Source organism: Staphylococcus sp. GW821-FHT11H10, assembly GCF_058807855.1.
This window is the reverse complement of the sequence record NZ_JBXARC010000011.1, coordinates 1-19,943: the sequence shown is the minus strand read 5'-3', so window position 1 is coordinate 19,943 and position 19,943 is coordinate 1. Positions and strand designations below refer to the sequence as shown.

General features: G+C 31.9%; 24 protein-coding genes. 3 read left to right on the top strand and 21 right to left on the bottom strand.

The window, feature by feature from the left end; translation table 11 throughout:
• Positions 1–167: 167 nt before the first annotated feature.
• The 7 genes from AC1RRU_RS07485 to AC1RRU_RS07455 form a co-directional block, all read right to left on the bottom strand.
• Positions 168–521 (bottom strand): SarA family transcriptional regulator, encoded by a 354-nt coding sequence (locus AC1RRU_RS07485; protein WP_011275108.1) that lies wholly within the window; start codon positions 519–521, stop codon positions 168–170.
• Positions 522–821: 300 nt separating this feature from the next.
• Positions 822–1,844: a GTP 3',8-cyclase MoaA gene (moaA, locus tag AC1RRU_RS07480; RefSeq protein WP_011275107.1), complete on the bottom strand. Its 1,023-nt coding sequence runs from the start codon at positions 1,842–1,844 to the stop codon at positions 822–824.
• Positions 1,845–1,857: 13 nt separating this feature from the next.
• Positions 1,858–2,463: a molybdenum cofactor guanylyltransferase MobA gene (gene mobA / locus AC1RRU_RS07475; protein WP_011275106.1), complete on the bottom strand. Its 606-nt coding sequence runs from the start codon at positions 2,461–2,463 to the stop codon at positions 1,858–1,860.
• A gap of 6 nt (positions 2,464–2,469) precedes the next feature.
• Positions 2,470–2,703 (bottom strand): molybdopterin converting factor subunit 1, encoded by a 234-nt coding sequence (gene moaD, locus AC1RRU_RS07470; RefSeq protein ID WP_011275105.1) that lies wholly within the window; start codon positions 2,701–2,703, stop codon positions 2,470–2,472.
• A gap of 1 nt (position 2,704) precedes the next feature.
• The gene (locus AC1RRU_RS07465; RefSeq protein WP_011275104.1) at positions 2,705–3,154 is read right to left on the bottom strand and encodes a molybdenum cofactor biosynthesis protein MoaE; all 450 of its coding nucleotides are present in this window, start codon (positions 3,152–3,154) and stop codon (positions 2,705–2,707) included.
• Positions 3,155–3,161: 7 nt separating this feature from the next.
• Entirely contained in the window at positions 3,162–3,632 is a 471-nt protein-coding gene (gene mobB / locus AC1RRU_RS07460; protein WP_011275103.1) for a molybdopterin-guanine dinucleotide biosynthesis protein B, read from the bottom strand.
• The gene (locus AC1RRU_RS07455) at positions 3,629–4,888 is read right to left on the bottom strand and encodes a molybdopterin molybdotransferase MoeA (RefSeq protein ID WP_011275102.1); all 1,260 of its coding nucleotides are present in this window, start codon (positions 4,886–4,888) and stop codon (positions 3,629–3,631) included. The genes mobB and AC1RRU_RS07455 overlap by 4 nt, the downstream gene beginning before the upstream one ends.
• A 62-nt stretch (positions 4,889–4,950) precedes the next feature.
• Here AC1RRU_RS07455 and moaC point away from each other — a divergent pair, with 62 nt between their 5' ends.
• Positions 4,951–5,433, top strand: coding sequence for a cyclic pyranopterin monophosphate synthase MoaC (gene moaC / locus AC1RRU_RS07450; RefSeq protein ID WP_011275101.1), 483 nt, complete (start codon positions 4,951–4,953; stop codon positions 5,431–5,433).
• Positions 5,434–5,540: 107 nt separating this feature from the next.
• Here the strand turns inward: moaC and AC1RRU_RS07445 are convergent, their stop codons facing one another.
• The 5 genes from AC1RRU_RS07445 to modA form a co-directional block, all read right to left on the bottom strand.
• Entirely contained in the window at positions 5,541–6,047 is a 507-nt protein-coding gene (locus tag AC1RRU_RS07445) for a MogA/MoaB family molybdenum cofactor biosynthesis protein (protein ID WP_011275100.1), read from the bottom strand.
• Positions 6,048–6,058: 11 nt separating this feature from the next.
• Positions 6,059–7,063 carry a ThiF family adenylyltransferase gene (locus tag AC1RRU_RS07440; RefSeq protein WP_011275099.1) on the bottom strand — a complete coding sequence of 335 codons (1,005 nt, stop codon included), beginning with the start codon at positions 7,061–7,063 and terminating at the stop codon, positions 6,059–6,061.
• Positions 7,064–7,273: 210 nt separating this feature from the next.
• Complete coding sequence (locus AC1RRU_RS07435; RefSeq protein WP_011275098.1) at positions 7,274–7,879, bottom strand: ATP-binding cassette domain-containing protein; 606 nt, start codon at positions 7,877–7,879, stop codon at positions 7,274–7,276.
• Positions 7,880–8,551: a molybdate ABC transporter permease subunit gene (gene modB / locus AC1RRU_RS07430; protein ID WP_011275097.1), complete on the bottom strand. Its 672-nt coding sequence runs from the start codon at positions 8,549–8,551 to the stop codon at positions 7,880–7,882.
• 12 nt (positions 8,552–8,563) lie between these two features.
• On the bottom strand, positions 8,564–9,358 hold the full coding sequence (gene modA / locus AC1RRU_RS07425) for a molybdate ABC transporter substrate-binding protein (protein WP_016931152.1): 795 nt from the start codon (positions 9,356–9,358) through the stop codon (positions 8,564–8,566).
• 200 nt (positions 9,359–9,558) lie between these two features.
• On the opposite strand from modA, the gene fdhD reads away from it, so the two are divergent.
• Positions 9,559–10,353: a formate dehydrogenase accessory sulfurtransferase FdhD gene (fdhD, locus tag AC1RRU_RS07420; RefSeq protein WP_011275095.1), complete on the top strand. Its 795-nt coding sequence runs from the start codon at positions 9,559–9,561 to the stop codon at positions 10,351–10,353.
• 35 nt (positions 10,354–10,388) lie between these two features.
• Here fdhD and AC1RRU_RS07415 read toward each other — a convergent pair whose 3' ends face one another.
• The 9 genes from AC1RRU_RS07415 to AC1RRU_RS07375 all read right to left on the bottom strand — a co-directional run bounded on the left by AC1RRU_RS07415 (position 10,389) and on the right by AC1RRU_RS07375 (position 18,143).
• A complete protein-coding gene (locus tag AC1RRU_RS07415; protein ID WP_011275094.1) occupies positions 10,389–11,153 on the bottom strand; it encodes a GNAT family N-acetyltransferase in 765 nt (254 codons plus the stop codon).
• Positions 11,154–11,187: 34 nt separating this feature from the next.
• Positions 11,188–11,736, bottom strand: coding sequence for a biotin transporter BioY (locus tag AC1RRU_RS07410; RefSeq protein WP_011275093.1), 549 nt, complete (start codon positions 11,734–11,736; stop codon positions 11,188–11,190).
• A 68-nt stretch (positions 11,737–11,804) separates the two neighbouring features.
• The gene (locus AC1RRU_RS07405) at positions 11,805–12,752 is read right to left on the bottom strand and encodes a nucleoside hydrolase (protein ID WP_011275092.1); all 948 of its coding nucleotides are present in this window, start codon (positions 12,750–12,752) and stop codon (positions 11,805–11,807) included.
• Between the two features lie 107 nt (positions 12,753–12,859).
• Positions 12,860–13,777, bottom strand: a complete 918-nt coding sequence (locus AC1RRU_RS07400) for an ABC transporter substrate-binding protein (RefSeq protein ID WP_011275091.1) — start codon at positions 13,775–13,777, stop codon at positions 12,860–12,862.
• Between the two features lie 152 nt (positions 13,778–13,929).
• Entirely contained in the window at positions 13,930–15,072 is a 1,143-nt protein-coding gene (locus tag AC1RRU_RS07395) for an acyl-CoA dehydrogenase family protein (RefSeq protein ID WP_029376666.1), read from the bottom strand.
• A 160-nt stretch (positions 15,073–15,232) separates the two neighbouring features.
• The gene (locus AC1RRU_RS07390) at positions 15,233–15,577 is read right to left on the bottom strand and encodes a transcriptional regulator, SarA/Rot family (protein WP_011275089.1); all 345 of its coding nucleotides are present in this window, start codon (positions 15,575–15,577) and stop codon (positions 15,233–15,235) included.
• A 486-nt stretch (positions 15,578–16,063) separates the two neighbouring features.
• A complete protein-coding gene (locus AC1RRU_RS07385) occupies positions 16,064–16,387 on the bottom strand; it encodes a PH domain-containing protein (RefSeq protein WP_011275088.1) in 324 nt (107 codons plus the stop codon).
• Between the two features lie 34 nt (positions 16,388–16,421).
• The gene (locus tag AC1RRU_RS07380) at positions 16,422–17,150 is read right to left on the bottom strand and encodes a transcriptional regulator, SarA/Rot family (protein WP_011275087.1); all 729 of its coding nucleotides are present in this window, start codon (positions 17,148–17,150) and stop codon (positions 16,422–16,424) included.
• Positions 17,151–17,411: 261 nt separating this feature from the next.
• Positions 17,412–18,143: a helix-turn-helix transcriptional regulator gene (locus AC1RRU_RS07375; protein WP_224743155.1), complete on the bottom strand. Its 732-nt coding sequence runs from the start codon at positions 18,141–18,143 to the stop codon at positions 17,412–17,414.
• A gap of 801 nt (positions 18,144–18,944) precedes the next feature.
• On the opposite strand from AC1RRU_RS07375, the gene AC1RRU_RS07370 reads away from it, so the two are divergent.
• On the top strand, positions 18,945–19,694 hold the full coding sequence (locus tag AC1RRU_RS07370; RefSeq protein ID WP_011275085.1) for a CHAP domain-containing protein: 750 nt from the start codon (positions 18,945–18,947) through the stop codon (positions 19,692–19,694).
• Positions 19,695–19,943: the final 249 nt, after the last annotated feature.

Here is a 19,943-nt window from a genome sequence, read left to right as displayed (position 1 = left end):
ACAAAATAAAATGTCTCAACCTATTTTATCATTTTGTCAGTAGCTGACTGATTTGAAAATGCGCTTGAATCAAGCTTTTTTCAAACCTAGTCACCCTTGCCGGGGTATGACAACGAAATAAATTTTGAGAAAATATTATTTCTGTCCCACTCCCTTTTTATAATTTATTAATTAGCAATACTAATTGCTTCAATTTCAGATTTCATTTTATCAAGTAATTTCTGTTGCGTTGCATTAAAGAAATAAAATACTTGTCGTTCATCAGTTTCAGATCGTAATTTAGAAATGAGTTCTTTCTTATAAATTTTACGTATAATTACATCAATTTTACTTGTATCCCACAACATCTCGAAATGTAATGTATCTCGTAACTCCTTACCACTAATTTTCTTACCTTCATAAACTTTAAATAACACTACAAATTCCTCTATTGAGATTTTGTACGATGATTTTAACCAATGTTTCAACTGGCTTAATTCTCTTTCTGCTGCAATAAAACGTTGAACTTTTTCTGTTGTCATAATTAAAGCCCTCCAATGTAGATTCTAAGATGTAGTTATAGCTTTATAAATTGAATTTCCTTAATAAAATTATATAACATATACACAATTTAATCTATTACAAATTTTATTTATTTTCTGATTAATGTTTAATACAAATTCAGTTATTCATATACTCAATGCTATTATGATAATCATATTCTTTAATCATAGGTATTACATTCAATAATGATTTACTTTAAATTTAAACTATTAATTGAATATATTTTCCAAAAATAAAAAACTCTAGCAATAGTCATAAACCATTGCTAGAGATGTTATCTAACCACCGATGTAGTTCATATTAATTTTCTTGCGTTGTCGATTTTTAACCGTTTGCTCTGTACGTTCATCTGAATAACGATCATCTCGAACATTCCACAAGGTTATAAGTTGTTCTCTTAATTCATCATCGGTTACGCCTGATCGTATAAATGATTTAATATTAAAGCCCTCAACAGTGCTGAATAAACACCCATAAAATTTTCCATCAGATGATAATCGTGCTCTCGTGCAAGTAGAACAAAATGATGCTGACACACTTGTAATTAAACCAAATTGAGCGCCATTATCTTTGTGCTTATAGTACTTCGCTACTTCTCCGAAATATTTTGGGGGGACTGGTTCAATATCAAAATGAGACTCAATCATATCTAGCATCTCATTTTTAGTTACAACTTTACTAAAATCCCAACCATTATCATTACCTACATCCATGAACTCGATAAATCTGATTTCAATATTCTTATCTTTAAAGTAATCTACCATTGGAATAATTTGATCATCATTAATACCTTTTTGAATGACAACGTTTACTTTAACATGGAAACCAATAGAAACGGCATAATCAATTTGATCTAGAATGGTAGTTGCTTTGATATTGCGATTATTTATCGCTTGGAACACTTCGTTATCAATGGCATCTAAACTAACATTAATGCGACGCAAACCGGCATCGTATAATTTTTGTCCATGTTTTTTTAATAATAGACCATTAGTGGTCATACCGATATCTTCAATACCATCAATTTGATTTAACTCAGCTATAAGTTGATATAAATTTCGTCTAAGTAGTGGTTCGCCACCAGTTATACGTAACTTTTTCACGCCAAGTTCTGCATAAACTTTCGCGATTCTAACCATTTCTTCAAACGTTAATAACTCATCTTTAGGTAGGAACACATAGTCATCACCGAAGATTTCTTTAGGCATGCAATAGTCACATCTAAAATTGCAACGGTCTGTTACTGAGATACGCAAATCGCGAATGGGTCGACCTAATTTATCTTTGATTTGTGCAACCATAAATGGACCCTCCTTAATGATTTATCTGTTGTTTCAAGTCATCTAAATCTTCTTGATAGTTGATATTCTTATACCAATATTCAGGTGATTGTATGTTAGTAACATCTAAACATTCTGTCGTCACATTATTATAAACATGTCGTAAACTATAGTCATTCGAAGCTAAAGCTTCATCCATAACGTTTATACAATTTGGATGATAAAAGGCTATAGTTGGTATAACTCGATTATGTTCAGAATAAGCAGCTATATCAATTTGATCTTCTATGAGTCTTGATACTAAAAATTGGTATAAAGCACTAATAGCCTTACCTGTTACCATAGGGGTATCAACTGATATTACAAAAAACAGTTCTTCATCGTTGTATTGTTTCATTACAGTATGAATACCGGCAAGTGGCCCTTTATTTTTATTGTTAGCGTCATCTATAATAACATTGTCATGTTTAAATTGATTAGCTAATTGATCATTAGTGCTTATAATAATATCATTAAACATATTAGTCTCTTGTAAGGTTTGAACAATTCGTTGGTAAAATAATTGTCCATCTATTTCGGCAAATGCCTTTGCCTTACCAAAACGTTCTGAATGACCACCTGCTAAAATAATTGCTTTCATTTCCCGTTAACCTCCACTTACTGGAGGAATCAATGCAACAGTGTCTGTTGGTTGTATGATATCCTCATCCTGTACAAATTCTTCATTTACTGCAACCTGAAACTTTTTAGATTTAATTGAAGGATGTCTCTCAAACAGATTTTGTTTAAAAGCATCAACGTTAATTGATTCATTAATATCAATTGTTTCACTATCAGTTTGCAAAATTTCTTTTATTTCAGCGAAGTATAATACCTTCACGTTAGTCCTCTCCTTTAGTAGCTAGATCGTGGCTACCTCTTTGATGTCCTTGCCACTCTGCACCGTCTTCCCAAATTTCCTTTTTCCAAATTGGAACGACTTCTTTGATACGTTCAATAGCATATTCGTTAGCTCTATATGCATCTTTACGATGGGGTGATGAAACTGCAATTAACACCGCTATATCTGAAATTTGAAGTGGCCCAATGCGATGAACAATGGTTGTAATCGTTCCTGGCCAACGCGCTTCAATTTCATCACCTATTTGTGCTAATTTTTTCTCCGCCATAGGTATATATGCTTCGTATTCTAAATATTCTGTTTTAATACCTTTAGTCCATTCTCTTACATGTCCTGTAAATACAACTACAGCACCTTGGTGTTCATTTATAGTAAATTCTCGATACTGTTCTGTTTGGATGGGTTCAGTAACGATTTCAAATTGTTTCATTTAAATGTCAATCCCTTTGCTCTATCCATTGTAATAACCAATTATCATAGTGTGATAACGCATGTTTATCATGAACATCATAACAATATTTAACATCGGTTAATTGCTTTAACCGCTCTAATTCTTCAGTAGTCTGATAGACGACCACTTTATCAAAATGTTCATCTTTAAAACCTTCAACCAAAATGATATTACAATCAATTGTAACAGATTGGTCAATCATTTGAGTAAGATTTTGTTTATATGCACGCGTGACAGTTTGTTGATAATGTTCACCTTGCACAATACTTTGATCTGCTCCAGCATTAAAATGTTTCATATGATCTACATGGTCTTCTTGAAGTGTTATATCCTCACCAATGTGGCCATGGTGCTTGATTGTCGCTATTGTGTAACCATAAGATTTTAAAAATTGTATCGTGTGTTGCATCAAGGTTGTTTTTCCTGAATTTTTAAAACCTACTATTTGCAAAATCATAGTGTCATTTCCGTTTCATAGACATTCGATTCTGTTAAAATAACATTAACTGTATGACCTGCTTTAAATCCTCTAGTACCCCCTGGCAACATAATCATTGAATTGCTATGTGCAATTGCTACTACTGCACCAGATTTATTAAATCCAGATGGCACTACTGTCGCACCACTCTGTGAAAATGTAGCAGATGCTCGAATAAAACGAGTAAAGGGATTCGCCTTAGTAAAATCTTCCATTAAGGTAGCTTTTACAACTTGAGGGTAATAGGCAGTTGCCCCCATCATATGTTGAATCGCAGGTTTGACAAATAATTCAAATCCAGTGAAACAAGCTGATGGATTACCTGATAAACCAAATAAATATTGCCCATTTGCAACAGCTACGGTTGTTACACTACCTGGTCTCATTGCAACTTTATTAAATAATACCTCTGCATTTACAGCTTTGTAAATTTCAGGTAGATAGTCAAAATCTCCAACAGAAACGCCACCCGTAGTAATTACGATGTCATGTTTTGACATGGCATCTTTGACAACTGAAATACTACTTTGCAAATCATCTTGTTGAATTTTATATGCTTCAACGTTTAATCCAGCTTTTTCAGATAGTGCTTTGATCATTGGACCATTTGAATTGCGTATTTTACCTGGTTGTAATTCATCATCCACATCTAATAGCTCACTACCAGTTGCAATGACTGCAATACTTGGGCGTTGTGTCACAGGAACTTTAGAGTAACCATATGTTGCAAGAACGGCTATTGCACCTGGATTAATGACTTGACCTTTTTTCAAGACAATATCACCTGTTGTTGTTTCTTCACCCTTAAGAGATACATTTTCATTTGCTTCAAATGACTTACGTATTGTAAACGTATCTCCATCCTCAACTGTTTGTTCAAACATGACTACTGCATCTGCACCTTCTGGAATTTGGGCTCCTGTCATAATACGTACTGCTTCATTTTGACCTAGTATTTTCTCTGAAACTGAACCTGCGCCTATATGATCAATCACTTTAAATTGTTTACGATTTTCTGAGTATGCACCAGCAGAATCTTTACTTCGAATAGCAAACCCGTCATAAGGTGATTTATTAAAACGAGGAATATCATAAGTTGCAACAATATCCTCCGCAAGTACATATCCTAAGCTATCTTCTAACTTCACTTCTGCAGTATTCAAATATATATCCTGTTGAACAACACGATTTATCGCTTCTTTAACTGGTATTGGGTTTCTTTTTTCAACTGACATACTTATCATCTCCAAATTATAATTTAAAATCATGATATACTAACCCTATCAGGAGGGTTATTATGTCAAAATTCACTCATATCAATGAACAAGGTAATGCTAAAATGGTAGATGTATCAAATAAAAATATTACTAAACGTACTGCTCAAGCTCATTCTAGCATTACTGTTAATGAAACAATTTATCAACAAATTATAGATAATACTAATAAAAAAGGCAATGTACTTAACACTGCACAAATTGCTGGTATTATGGCAGCTAAAAACACATCGACGATTATACCTATGTGTCATCCTCTACCTTTAACAGGTATAGATGTTCAATTTAACTGGCAAATTAATGATAATACTACATACACATTAAATATCACGGCTATTGTCTCCACTACTGGAAAAACAGGCGTTGAGATGGAGGCATTAACAGCCGCTTCTGCAACTGCTTTAACTGTTTACGATATGACCAAGGCAGTCGATAAAGGTATGATTATCGGTGAGACTTACCTTGAATCAAAATCAGGTGGTAAATCTGGTGACTATCGTCGTTAAGTTATTTCGTGCGCTCATATAATGTTTCAATTTAAATAATAAAGTCATGGATGCAAAACTTCAATTAGGGAAACCTATCATTTAAGTTTAAATCCATGACTATTTTTTTATTTATTCAATTCATGCAACATATGGTTTAATTCTGGCTTGATTAACTTTTCAATTGCCAATTTCACAGCTCCAGTAGATCCTGGTAGAGTATAAATTAATTTGTTCTTCACTGAACCAGCGACTGCTCTAGATAACAATGCTTTAGTTCCGACATCCTCTGTGTAACTTAAATATCTAAATAATTCTCCAAAACCTTCGATTTCTTTATCCAAAAGTGGCTTAACCGCTTCTATCGTAACATCTCTTTGTGCAATGCCAGTTCCACCAGTTGTAATTATGACATCAATATCAGATGCCAACCATTGTTCAATTTGAGATTGAATAGCTACTTTATCATCTTTGACAATAGCATAGTTTGAATTTAATACTTCGACATTGATATCTTGTATTAAAGTTTGGACAAGTTGACCACCTTTATCCGTCTCTTTATCCCTAGTATCAGATACAGTCAAAACTGCACATTGAATCATTCTATCTACTTTCGCATGATCATGTTGATGCATTAATTCCACTCCTATCCGAATAATTGATTGATTAAATGAATGGCATCTAACGTCTTCGTTGTACCATGTATAAGCATTCGTCCACCCTCAAAACTAACAATTCGATGTCCTTTATATTCAAACATTATCATATATTTGTTTTCTCGATAATTAAGGTGATGTTGCTTAAGAAATTCACGTACCATTTCCTGGGAAATTTTATCATTATCATATTGTACTGTATCTCTACCACATAACGTTGCATATAATGTATGCTGTTTATTTAAATAAGGAAAGGATGGATTTGAACCACATGTTGGACACTCTTTTCTAAACATACGGCTAAAACCAAATGTAAAATGTTGACCATCCCATATATCTCCATAAGTTAATTTAGTAGGCACTGATTGCTCAGTTAATAATTTAAAGGCATCTCGCAATTGAAAACTTGTAGTCATCGTAACAGCAGGTTGTATAACACCTACAGTGTCACAAGTTAAATTAATTGCTGGTAGTTGAGGCATTAAACAGTTAAAACAAGGTGTCTCTCCTGGAATAAATGCTGCTTCTATATAAGTACTCTGCACGACACCACCATATATCCAAGGTACTTTCTCTTTAAAAGCAAAGTCATTAATTAATTGTCTTGTTTCAAAATTATCTGTCGCATCAATAATAAGATCTACATGTTTAGCATACTTATCTAAAAAATAATAATCGACATGTGTGATAAAAGTATTTAGTTTCAAGTCATGGCGCAATGCTTTTAAATGGCGTTCCGCTGCTACAACTTTAGGCAACATAGTATTAGCATCTTCTTCAGTAAATAATGTTTGTCGTTGTAAATTGCTAAATTCAATATAATCTCTATCTACAATTGAAAGTGTTTTGATTCCCGCACGAACGAGACCCTCAGCAACATGAGTTCCTAACGCTCCCATACCAACAATGAGTACATGTTTTTGACTAATTTTCTGTTGTCCTTCGTATCCTATTCCTTTAAACAAAGTTTGTCTAGAATAACGTTCACTCGTCATATTCATTGCCCTCTCTAGTTAATATCCATTTCTATCATTATATCGAACAAAGCGGGAGTGGTACAGAATGCAATATGAATTCTTCGGCCCACCCCCGCAATGTTGACTAGATTTAAAAAGTCTATTATAAGTGCCTTATTAACTTAGATAATAATCATAAATCTGCTATAACGCTAAATTTTTATTATTTTCATCCCAATCTAGCTTTAATTAACCTATCTTAATAATTTTATCAGCCAATACTTCAGCCTCAAAATTAGAATGTGTGACAAAGATGATTGGTATTTTCCATTCTTTAAAAGTACGTTTAATTAACTTTATTCCTTCACCTCTCGTTGCATCATCTAGACTTGAAAATGGCTCATCTAATAAAATCAAATCAGGTTTCGTACTTAGTGTTCGAGCTAAAGCAACACGTTGAGATTCTCCTCCAGAAAGTGTCGATGGATATTGCTCTTTTAGATGATGAATATTTAGTCGATCCATTAAATCATCTATATGGACAGATGGTTTAGACATAAAAGTTATATTTTTGTAAACTGTCATATTAGGAAACAATTGGTAATCTTGGAATAAATAGCCAATTTTGCGATTTTGTATTTTCAGATTGACTTTATGCTCAGTATCAGTAATCAGTCTGTCATTGATTTTGATATAGGCTTTATCTGGCGTTCTTAAGCCTGCTATCATATTTAGCACTGTGGTTTTACCTATTCCAGAAGGCCCTCGTATTGCGTAAATTTTAGGGACTGTATCGTTAATGTTAATATCAATGAATGTCTTTTTTAATTGATATTGAAGCTTTAACTCTAACATCTACTCTACCTCCCTATATTTATCTTTATTCGCAAAATTCAATACACCAATTACCGTAATTGAAAATGCAACTAACACAAGCACCCATAACCAAGCTTGATTCTCTCTACCTTGTTCAACTAAGAAATAAATTTCAAGTGGTAACGTGTTAGTTTTATTGGGTATATAGCCTGCAACCATTAATGTTGCACCGAATTCACCTATTGCACGTGCAAAACTCATCATTATACCCGCTATAATTGAACGTTTAGATAGCGGTAAAATTAGACGATAGAATATTTTATTCTCACTTGCCCCCATGGTGCGAGCAGTATTTAGCATTTTCGGGTTAATACTTCTAAATCCTTGAATAGTGTGTTGATACATTAACGGAAAACTAACAATGACAGATGCAATTACTGCACCTGTCATTGTGAATACTACTGGAAGATGTAGTATGTTTTCAAAAAATTGTCCTACAACACTTCTAGGAGAAAATATTATAAGTAAAATAAACCCTAGCACCGTGGGAGGTAGAACAATGGGTAATAATATAAAACTTTCAAGGAGTTTAGTAAGATGCCCTTTTCCTTTATAAAGCAACCGGCAAACAAAGATACCTAGTACTGATACAATAATGGTACTTATGACAGCCACTTGAATCGAAATCCAAAAAGGTGTAATGTCAGGCATACTTATTACCTCCTAAATTTCAAAATGATATTCTTTCAAGATATCTTTTGCTTTTTTAGATTTTAAGAAATCCATCCACTCTTTTGCAAGTTTCTTATCTGAAGTAGCACCTGCTTCGTAAGTGATTGGTTTTTTAAGCTTAGCTTCTTTAATTTCGTTTACTTTATCTGTTTTCTTTTTATCAGTATATAAATCAGTTTCATAAACAAAGCCCATTTCAGCGTTGCCTTTTTCAACATAATTTAATACTTGTTTAACGTCTTTAGCGTAAACTAAATTATCTTTAACTTCGCCGTATAAACCTTGATCTTCTAAGTATTGTTTCGCATATTTACCTGCTGGAACTGTTTTAACTTCACCAATCGCTAATTTTTCATTATCTTTTAAATCTTTAACTGATGATTTATCACTATTTTTATCTCCGACTAAGACAAGTTTGTTATGAGCGTATTTATATGTATCATGTGCTTTATCTTTGTCTTTTAACATGTCAACATCTTTAGTATTTGCAGACATGAATACGTCAGCTGGAGCACCTTTTTCAATCTGTTGTCTTAATGCGCCTGAACCACCATAGTTAAAGCTTACATCAACATTTTTGTGATCTTTTTTAAATTCTTTTTCTAATGCTTTACTAACATCACCTAAGCTCGCTGCAGCCGAAATTTGTAATTCTTGCTTTTTGTCATTATCTTTTTTATTTGAATCAGATGATTTATTGCCACTATCATTGCTACCAGAATTTGAACATCCTGCTAAAATAATAACTAATGTGACGATTACTGCCATGAAATGTTTAATATTCATTTCATAACCCCCTCCTTTTACACATTATATTATACGCTAGTCTTAATCTTTTAAAAGGTATAAATTATAAAAATTCACCTAATCTCCATATTATTAAATGTATTTAATATACTATTAATTATTTATATGTAATTTAAATCTTTTCAAATTGTGACTAAAAGTTTTAATATATAATTACATATCCCAAAGGAGAAATAAAAATGAACAAAGATGTGTTACAGGGGCAATCTATTATCCGCTATGAAGAAGGTCAACTCATTCAAACAACAGATAGTTATGTTACAGAATTTCCATTGACAATCAATGTAAACGGTACGGAATTCGCAACGGTTATTTGTAGCCCTACACATATGGAAGAACTTGTAGTTGGATTTTTAGCCTCAGAGGGAGCTATATATAAAAAAGAAGAAATAAAATCCTTACAAATAGATGATAGCAAAGGCTTTGCACATGTAGAGTTAACTAAAGATTTAGGCGATCGCTTTGAATACTCTACTAAACGCATGATTGCATCTTGTTGCGGAAAAAGTAGAGAATTTTACTTTCACAATGATGCGGCAATAGCTAAAACCTCAATGTCAAAAATAACCTTAACTCCTAAACAAGTACTCAATATGATGACCGGATTACAAACTGCAAGTACATTATTTAAACAAACTGGTGGGTTGCACAATGCCGCCATTAGCGATGGTGATGAATTTTTCGAACATAGACAAGATATAGGCCGTCATAATGCACTCGATAAGCTATATGGGTTTTGTCTTGAAAGACGTATTCCTGTAAGAAATAAGGTGCTTATATTTAGTGGACGTATTTCATCCGAAATATTATTAAAGGCGGCTAAAATAGGTGTAGGGGTTATATTATCTAAATCCGCACCTACGACTTTAGCTATTACATTAGCTAACGATTTAAATATTACTGCTATTGGGTTTATTAGAGATGGAAGTTTTAATATTTATAGTCATCCTGAACGTATTAAAGCCACAGAGTAGTTGGAATAATTAGTTCAAACTACTCTGTGGCTTATTTAATTAACTTCTTCTTTAACTATGTGGTAAACAAAACTTTGATACATATAACCTTGTTTCGTGTACATATCTTTTGCTGTGTCTTCTCCATCAGCTACAAGTATAACTGGTCGTTCATTTGCTAAGTTACCTATGTATGCTTGTATTGTTGATCCAATACCTTGTCTTTGAAATTGCTCAATTACACCAAAACTATCAATTTCAATAGTTTCATCAGTAATAATAACATCAACAGTCCCTACTGGTTCATTATCAACATAAGCGACTAATCGTTTTTTACTGTCTTTTTTTTGTAGGATGGTTTGTCTTGCATTATTGACACTTTCAATTGCAAATGGTTTACCGTAGGGCAAGGCAAATGAATAATAGATATTCAAATAATCTTCTATATTGCTTTCATCAACTTCTTTAATGTCTATATCTTTTCTACTAGTTAACTGTGCTAATTCAGTTCCTTCTATAATATAGAATTCAAGTATGCCTAATTGAAAACCTCTATCTTTAATTGCATTTATCCACTCCTGGCTTAATCTTTCATTCTCTGGAAAAGTAAACGCTAAGTGATTTGAATCCTGTTTTTGATGCAGTTCATATTGAGAGGTCATATCCTTGAACCACTGTTCTAATGCGGGCATTTCTTTATAAAACCACTTATTCGTATCATACTTAAGCGGTTCTGAAGGTGTTAAATAAATAATTTTCTGCTTATCTTCATGATATAAATGCCCATCTTGAGCAATATTATGTATTGATATATTTGACATTGCTATATTCACCCACCTTATTAGCTTGATAAATTTATTGTATCAAACTTTTGAAACGTGAATGATTTAAAAGTGTTACGCCAATTAAACTTGCAATGATGGCTTTAATAATATCTCCTGGCATAAAAGTAAATGACAATAAGAAGGCTTTACTTACTGGAATATGTATAATGAAGCCCATAATAATTGTACCGACGATATCTAAAAATAAAACACCAATCACTAATGTAGTAACAAATAATACGGCAAAATTGATTTTATTAAAATATTGATCTCTTACAAAACCAATGCCAAACGCAACAACCGGATATAAGAATAAGAATCCTGCTGATGGTCCTGCAAATACGCCGATTCCTCCACGTCCACCTGAAAGAACTGGTAAACCTGCAGCAGCTAATAGTAAAAAGACTATGACACTGAGTGCCCCATATTTTTTACCTAATATAATACCCGCTAAAAATATACCAATATTTTGTAATACGATAGGTACTGGCATAATTGGAAGCGGGATTCCTGGTACCAATCCTAAAACACAAATAATTGCTGTCATTAAAGCTGTGTAAACTAAATTTCTTGTATTCATGTTGTATCCTCCTTCTACGAGAATGATTATACCACTAATGTAAACTTTATAAAATAAAAAGTTTACATTCAAGAAGGAGAATCTACTTTTTTAGCTAAATTAGTAATATAATTAAAGAAGTCATCATGCTTTACATCGGTGACAACTTTGATAGGACGCCCACTTTCTTTAATAAATGTACGCCCTTGACTAGGCCCTTTAAATTTTACATCTACATTTAATGATTTATATTGAACTAAATCAGGTTTCCCTATATAAGCAGTGGTCAAAACATCCCATAAGAAGTATGTAGAATTTGTAATAAAATGTGTCAAAGGTGGTACTGTAGCATAGCTAACACCTAAAAAATCTACACCTGGATATTGACGTTGATCGGCCCACATTTGTCGTATGTCTAATGTTAATGGAACTTGATTGGTACTTTCTAAAGCTACCATATCTATCGCTACCTCACTATCAAATACTGTCTTGACCGCCTCCGGATCCCAAAACGCATTCCACTCAGCTGTACCATCATGTTCAGGCTCTTCTACGTTACCTTTTTCGAGAAACGTTCCACCCATCCAAACTAATTTTTCAATATTATTTTGAATGCTAGGTTCAATTTTAAGTGCTTTAGCCAAATCTGTTAGTGGTCCAGTAAATAGTAAAGTTACAGGTTCATTTGATTGATTCAACACTCTGATAATGTCCTCATAAGCTTCTACATCACTGATGGTAGACTTTTCATTGGTAGTTGATTCATTTAATATGGGTAACGCATCCATAAAGAATGCATGCATTCTCCATTCTTTTGGAAAAGGATTAGCCCCACGTTCATAGGACGGCGCAACCTGTAAAGATTTATTAGAAAATCGATTTATAATTTTACATGAAGCGCTGACTGAAGGTTCTAAATAACAATCTGCTCCTATAGTACTAACACCTACTAATTCGATATCATCCATTTGTAATAATAAAAACAAAGATATTAAATCATCTACTCCACCATCGTGATTAAAATATACTTTACTCAAGATGTTTCCTCCTTACATACATTTGTAAATTTAAAAAAGCTATGACTACATTATATGTAATCATAGCTTAAATATCATAAATAATTGATTATCGTTTTTACATTTTATTATTTACTAGCTTTAAGTAACTTGTCTTTTAAATCTTTTCTCATAAAGTCAAGCGTATATGGGTCATTATACCAGTATGTTTCAGCTTTAACTTCAATAACGTTATTATTTTTCACTGCAGGTAGATTTTTCCATATATTAGTTGTTTCATAACTTGGTTTAGATTTACCTTCACCAGTTGATACGATATAATCACCAGCTACGTCTTCAATTTTTTCTTGGCTTACTTCAGCCCAACCTTCTTTTTTAACTAAATCTTGTTGTCCTTTAGGCATATTCAAACCAAATGCTTGATATAATACTTCTCCACCACGACCCCAGTTGTCGCCGTAAGTGTAAACTTTCTTGTCAAATTCATCTAAGATAGAAACTGTTGAATCTTTACCAATTGCATCTTTGATTTCTTTGCCATCTTTTTCAGTTTGTTTCTTCCATTTGTCTTCCCATTTTTTAACTTCGTCTTCTTTACCCATAATCTTACCTAGCATTTCTTGTTGTTCAAGATATTTATGTTTGCCATAATCAACTACAATTGTTGGGGCAATTTTTTGATATTTTTTAATGTTTTTATCAGTAGAATAAACAATAATTAAATCAGGTTTTTTCTTAGCAACTTTCTCAACGTCAGCTTCACCAATTTTAGTCGTGTCTTTAAATTTTTCTTTTAAAATTGGACTTTGATCAACTTGATTATTTACAGCAACAATATTTGCGCCTAATTTATGTAAACCACCCGCAAACGTAGGTGCAACTACCGCAATACGTTTAGGATCTTTAGGGATTTTTATAGTTTTACCACTATCTAATTTATATGATTTTGTTTCTTCTTTTGAATCGGATTTACCTGAACCACCATTATTACCACATGCAGCTAAAACGATGATTAGAACAAGTAAAGGTAAAATTAACTTTTTCATAACATCCTCCTGTTGAAAACGATTATCAATTTCACCAAAAATTATATCCTAATACCTCATTATTTACAATAAAAATTTTAATAATTTGTGAAATAAAAAAGCCTTAATCAATAATTATTGATCAAGACTTAAAAACTATAGTTATTAGACTCTTAAAATAAATTACATAAAGATTTCGCTATATTAGTGTATGCTGCATCTTCCATTGGTGGATTGTGTAATCCAGCTCTCATATCTCGGTAATAGCGTTGTAACGGACGATCCATTTCCAGACTTTTTGCACCAACAATTCTCATCGCTAAATCAACAACTTCTAACCCTTGGTTCATCACTAACACTTTACTAGCAGATGTTTCATTCCATAAGTGTGGTTGATTTTCTGAATAATTATATCCTTTTGCGGTACTCCATAAAAAGTGACGCGCTGATAAAAGTAAAGACTCCATTTTTCCAATGTTTTGTTGTACAGTTGGTAAATGACTAATAGTTCCTTCTATACTATTCGGACCATAACTTGTGGCAAAGTCTATAGCATAATTTCTTGCCGCCTGTGCAATTCCTAAATATGTACTTGGAATATGCAATATCCAGCCATTCGGTTGTGGCTTTCTTTTTGACTCTACGAAAAAGTCTTTAGGTACCCATACATCATTCAATACTAAATCGTGACTTTCTGTAGCTCTCATACCTACCATATTCCAATTTTCTGCAATTTCTACACCATCAAATTCTCTTGGTACTAAGAAGAAACCTACTTCCTGTAAATCAGCTACATATGCAGCGACAATATAATGTGTCAATGCTTTACTCATTGATGTGAACGTTTTAACACCATTTAATAAGTAACCGTCATCTTGTTTTACTGCATGTGTCGCAGGTCTGCCTCCGCGAGTTGGACTTCCTGTATCCGCTTCACTTACTGCTCGATTAACAAGAGCTCCACTTTCAATATCTTTTGCAAAGCGATTTAGCATATCTTGATTCCACATCGTTTGTTCATATATTTGTCCTACAACACTTAAATGCCAACCAATAGATAATGCTGTTGCTCCGTCATTAGCACCTAAATATGTTTGCAAAACAACCATATCTTCAATAGTGGCACCTTCTCCACCATATTCTACCGGTAGCGTTAGTAAGCTATAACCTTCTTTAACTAGCCATTCAATATTCTCATAAGGGAACCTAGACTGTTTATCATTCTCTGTTGCTCTTGCTTTAAACGTCTCTTCTATTGATTGAAATTTTTTTATCCATTTCTTTTGAATATCTGTATTAATCAGAACTGAATCGATCAATTATATCACCTGTTCATTGTCATTATTATTTAAACCTAGTTTATCACTCGACATTACAAATTGAAAGTTAACCACTTAAGGGATTATAAACACAAAAAGACTTAAGTCAATGAGATTGAATCTCTCAAAGCTTAAGTCTTTTATGAATAAACGCAGATTACTTAATGTACTTCTCTAATTCAGCAATCAATTTATTAATTTTGTCTCGTTGTTCATCTGTTACATAAACAATAACTATTCTTTCATCTTGTACGCTACGTTTTTTTGAAAGTAACTGTAAATCTTTTAACTTCTGTAATGCTTTAGTTAAGTAATAAGGTTTAAACTCTGAATACGTTGCAATTTCCTTTGAAGTTATTTCATTCGTTTTACTTCTCGCAATATAATTTAAAATATAAACCTCTTCATAATTTAAATTATATTTCTTTTTAGTATCTTTGAAGAACTTTTTAACTTGAAATGTTGCGTTAACTAAATCATTGATGTCTTTAATTTGTCCCATATTCTAAACCACTCCTCTGATGTACGTCTTGTTGCTACAAGGTTCATGTCTACTATTTATTACTTACCAAACATTTCTTATGCTATAAAATTTATTTTATAACATTTATGTATAATATTTCAATATTTTTATGAAATTAAAATGATATTAATTATCAATAACAAGTTACATCAATTAAATTATATATAATCAATTAGTCACTATAGGAATTCATTCAAAGACATAAAAAAGGACTGGGACAGAATTCTTTTTAAATTCGTCGTCCCACCCCTACAAGAATGACCAGAACTGAGGAAAACTTGATTTAAGTGTCTTCTCAGTTCAGTCAGCTACTGCGAATCTGCTAAGTAGCATCATTATATTATTTACGTTCCAGACTCACATGGTTTTTTAGCCTAAGCAAATTGTATTAATAATATAACTATGACAAGCGTCGCTTCCTTTAGAATCATAGTAGCGTGTTTTAGATTTTATTCAACTTTTTGATTATTTAATTTTAGACTCCACATAATCAACGAATGCTTTAACGTCTTTTGTTTTGATTTGTTTCATTGGCACTTTCCCAATATTAAAAGTAAACACAATATCTGTGCCATCAAAATGAATTTCTTCTATTTCATTATATGGGATATTTCTATAATAGAATTGACCATTCATATCTACATTCATAATTAATCTTTCGGAAGTAGCAATAAATGCTCCTTCAAATTCACTTTGGCCTTGAACATTATACTCAATGACACCTAATACTGAAGGGCCTTTTGACTCTGTTGGAAACAAATCGTTGGGATTCACATTATCTAGAATCATGAATTCATTCTCCTTACATATTATGATATTTTACTTACTTCATTTCCTCTTGGAACTTATTGTAACATCTAATAAATAATTGATTTGTTTCATATGCTCGTGATTCAATAAATTTTACATTTACAATACGTTCATCTATTGAATTACGATACTTTTCTAAATACCCTTTTTGATAAAGATCATTAATAACCACGTTCATACATATTAAATATCGATATGACATTGCCTGAATTTCTTTTAATGAAATAACTTGTCGACTAGATAGTAACTTACCTAATAATAACAATTCATCCAAACTCAAATTAGACTCCTTTGCTATGTTTCGAACTTTGTAAAGTGCGTCAAAAATGGTTATAACATGCCCTAATTGATTATAGTGGGCTGTTGTTTCTATTAAATAGTCAAAATTCTTCCCTTTTACCATTTCACTAACTTCCATAAACATAATGTTCAGTTTATCTTGACAGCTATTGGATGGGAGAAATAATAAACGTCTTTGATCATTATCATCACGCAATTTAGTGATCCATCCTAAATGATATAAATGTTCTAAATGATGTCGTAATTGTCTTTTTGAAATGGTTTGATAAGTGATTAACTCATCTATATAAACTCCTTGATGATGTACATGAAAATATTTAATGATTTCATTCAATGTTTTTAATTGCTCGAATTTTAATTGGTAACTATACTTTAGCACCTCACCTACCGCTTTCATAAAAACAAGATAAAATAATAATGTTTCTAGCTTATTTTTATCCATCATATCTATCACCTCATAACACTATTTCAGGATTGGGCGGTTAAGAGTTTCCATGCTAATTTGATAACAAATTGTCTAATCATAGCCCCATATTTTATAACTGCATTTGAAACTATTGAATATAAAACTCTATATTTACCCAATCTATTAAAGATAGACATTGACTTGAATTCTTAAATAAACAACATTATCTTTATAATTTATCAATTGAAAGGTCGTGTTTACTTGTACACAATCATCATGTTTGACTTATATCTACTATTATTCGGTTAAACTGTAATTATCTTTTGCCTCAGCAATTAATAATTGTGTTTCTTCATCTAATGGTATTTCTGATTGATTAAATGATTGATATTGATGTGATTGATTCTTAGTTCTGATTTGACCAGGTGTGATGCCATATTTTTTATTAAATAAAGCAATGAAATGTGGAAAATGGTTGAATCCATGCTTATATGCAATATCTTGTATTAAATGATTACTTTTTAAAATGTCTATCAAACATAATTTTAATCTAACATCATTAATATATTGTGTAATATTATGATAAGGTGTGTGATACTTGATGACTTTACTAAGTTCCTTGGCTGACATATTGAGTGCATTAGCCATATCTTGGCGACTTATCTTATTACTGTGATGGTTAATAATATACTCATGTACTTTGTCAACTAAGGCATTATCTAGTTTGTAATGAATGCGTTGATTTCTTTGCAAGTATCCTAATTCTACACATAAGTGTTTTACTAGCTTATCTTTTATTTGTAATTTATCTGACTTACTACTTTCAAAATCAAGTAAATTTAAAATAAAGGGTTCTAATTGTTTTCTTTCAATAGAAGGAAATTTATATCCATTAGACTTAATATAATCATCAGCATATTTCAAATAATCTTTGAATGCTATTTCAATACTAGCGATAATTGCTCCATCCTCATTCTCAATCGAGTAAATATCATTTAACATTACAAATAATAAATCTCTTTCTTTCATTTGAAATTTCTTTAAATTTAAAATTACTCTCCCTGACCCCTTTAGCCAATAGATTAATTTAATATTTGATTCCTTTTGACTACTTATCTTTATATTTTTTAAAAGCTTTACCGAAAAGTTATCAATCATACGAACGTCCTTTCACTTTATAATATATAAAGATATGACATAAACAGAAATAATAAATTATCCCCCATAACGCTAATAACTATTGCTGCATTAATAACGATTTTCAAATTGAACGCTTTTTTGAATGCCTATCTTCATATATAATTGTATGTTTTATTTCGGTATTAGCAGTAGCAAACTTTTAACCAATTATATCATTTTATTATCTTATATAAATGTTTTTGTATATTTTTTATAATGTTTCTATGAATAATCCCCCAATAATAGCTTCTTATATAGCATTTCAGAGTAATAATACAATTTAATTAATAGATCTTTTGTATATATAATTTTAAAACAATACAAAAATAATGAATTCTATTAATTTTATATCAAATTTATTTTTACTGTTACTTTACAAAAATGTTACAAGAAAATGAGTATCTTTTTCATATAATTTTTTAAACGTTGTTATGACAACGTTTTTTAATATTACAAAAAATTACTTATTGTATTTAACTCAACACTATTTATTAGCAAAAAATTACAAAATGATAACAACGCACACAAAATGATTTTTTTCTGATAAAGTATGTCTTGTCGTTAAGAAACTTATTAAAAACTGGACTCAAGGGTCATCAAATGACTATTAAATATAAAATATTAATTTAATTCTCAGGAGGAAATTTTACAATGAAAAAAATCGCTACAGCTACAATCGCTACTGCAGGAGTTGCAACAATCGCTATCGCTGGACATGGTCATGAGGCACATGCAGCAGAACAAGGATATAATCCAAATGATCCAACTTCATACAGCTACTCTTACACTATCGACCAACAAGGTAACTATCATTACACTTGGAAAGGTAACTGGAGCCCAAATCAAGTAAATCACTCTAGTCAATCTAATTATTCATACAACAACTATTCATATAATTACAATAACTATAATAACTACAACAACTATAGCAATAACACTCAATCATATAGTGCAAATACTCAACAAACTGGTGGTTTAGGTGCTAGTTACTCAACTTCAGATCGTAACATTAAAGTAACTACAACTACTGCTCCATCATCACAATCAACTGGCGTTTCAATTTCAAGAACTTCAAGTTCAGGTAGTAACTTATATACTGCTGGTCAATGTACATATTATGTATTTGATAGAGTTGGCGGTAAAATCGGTTCAACTTGGGGAAATGCTAACAACTGGGCAAGCGCTGCAGCTGCTTCAGGTTACACAGTAAATAATTCACCATCAGCCGGTGCTATTTTACAAACTTCACAAGGTGCATATGGTCACGTAGCATATGTTGAAAGTGTTGGTAGTGACGGTTCAGTTACAGTATCAGAAATGAATTATGGTCACGGTGCTGGTGTTGTTACTTCACGTACTATTTCAGCTAGCCAAGCTGCTTCATATAACTACATTCACTAATTCTATTAGTAAGTTTAAAAGCGATCCAAAAAAAATGGATCGCTTTTTTGCGTTTACTTTCAGACTCAAAGATATATACATTAAACAATATGCACTACACTAGTTTGAAAATCTTATTATGAAATATAAATAGCGTCCTGCCGTATAATTAAAAAAAGATTGGAAAGTAATAAGGCTCTATAATAAATTGGACTGATGACTAAAAATCATCAGTCCAATTTTTATGTTTGAATACAAAAATGGCGCAAT

Excerpts from the sequence above, each read along its gene's own strand:
- AC1RRU_RS07485 (WP_011275108.1), bottom strand. The coding sequence starts at position 521 with ATGACAACAGAAAAAGTTCAACGTTTTATTGCAGCAGAAAGAGAATTA.
- moaA (WP_011275107.1), bottom strand. The coding sequence starts at position 1,844 with ATGGTTGCACAAATCAAAGATAAATTAGGTCGACCCATTCGCGATTTG.
- mobA (WP_011275106.1), bottom strand. The coding sequence starts at position 2,463 with ATGAAAGCAATTATTTTAGCAGGTGGTCATTCAGAACGTTTTGGTAAG.
- AC1RRU_RS07465 (WP_011275104.1), bottom strand. The coding sequence starts at position 3,154 with ATGAAACAATTTGAAATCGTTACTGAACCCATCCAAACAGAACAGTAT.
- mobB (WP_011275103.1), bottom strand. The coding sequence starts at position 3,632 with ATGATTTTGCAAATAGTAGGTTTTAAAAATTCAGGAAAAACAACCTTG.
- AC1RRU_RS07455 (WP_011275102.1), bottom strand. The coding sequence starts at position 4,888 with ATGTCAGTTGAAAAAAGAAACCCAATACCAGTTAAAGAAGCGATAAAT.
- moaC (WP_011275101.1), top strand. The coding sequence starts at position 4,951 with ATGTCAAAATTCACTCATATCAATGAACAAGGTAATGCTAAAATGGTA.
- AC1RRU_RS07445 (WP_011275100.1), bottom strand. The coding sequence starts at position 6,047 with ATGCATCAACATGATCATGCGAAAGTAGATAGAATGATTCAATGTGCA.
- AC1RRU_RS07440 (WP_011275099.1), bottom strand. The coding sequence starts at position 7,063 with ATGACGAGTGAACGTTATTCTAGACAAACTTTGTTTAAAGGAATAGGA.
- AC1RRU_RS07435 (WP_011275098.1), bottom strand. The coding sequence starts at position 7,879 with ATGTTAGAGTTAAAGCTTCAATATCAATTAAAAAAGACATTCATTGAT.
- modB (WP_011275097.1), bottom strand. The coding sequence starts at position 8,551 with ATGCCTGACATTACACCTTTTTGGATTTCGATTCAAGTGGCTGTCATA.
- modA (WP_016931152.1), bottom strand. The coding sequence starts at position 9,358 with ATGAATATTAAACATTTCATGGCAGTAATCGTCACATTAGTTATTATT.
- fdhD (WP_011275095.1), top strand. The coding sequence starts at position 9,559 with ATGAACAAAGATGTGTTACAGGGGCAATCTATTATCCGCTATGAAGAA.
- AC1RRU_RS07415 (WP_011275094.1), bottom strand. The coding sequence starts at position 11,153 with ATGTCAAATATATCAATACATAATATTGCTCAAGATGGGCATTTATAT.
- AC1RRU_RS07410 (WP_011275093.1), bottom strand. The coding sequence starts at position 11,736 with ATGAATACAAGAAATTTAGTTTACACAGCTTTAATGACAGCAATTATT.
- AC1RRU_RS07400 (WP_011275091.1), bottom strand. The coding sequence starts at position 13,777 with ATGAAAAAGTTAATTTTACCTTTACTTGTTCTAATCATCGTTTTAGCT.
- AC1RRU_RS07390 (WP_011275089.1), bottom strand. The coding sequence starts at position 15,577 with ATGGGACAAATTAAAGACATCAATGATTTAGTTAACGCAACATTTCAA.
- AC1RRU_RS07385 (WP_011275088.1), bottom strand. The coding sequence starts at position 16,387 with ATGATTCTAGATAATGTGAATCCCAACGATTTGTTTCCAACAGAGTCA.
- AC1RRU_RS07380 (WP_011275087.1), bottom strand. The coding sequence starts at position 17,150 with ATGGATAAAAATAAGCTAGAAACATTATTATTTTATCTTGTTTTTATG.
- AC1RRU_RS07375 (WP_224743155.1), bottom strand. The coding sequence starts at position 18,143 with ATGAAAGAAAGAGATTTATTATTTGTAATGTTAAATGATATTTACTCG.
- AC1RRU_RS07370 (WP_011275085.1), top strand. The coding sequence starts at position 18,945 with ATGAAAAAAATCGCTACAGCTACAATCGCTACTGCAGGAGTTGCAACA.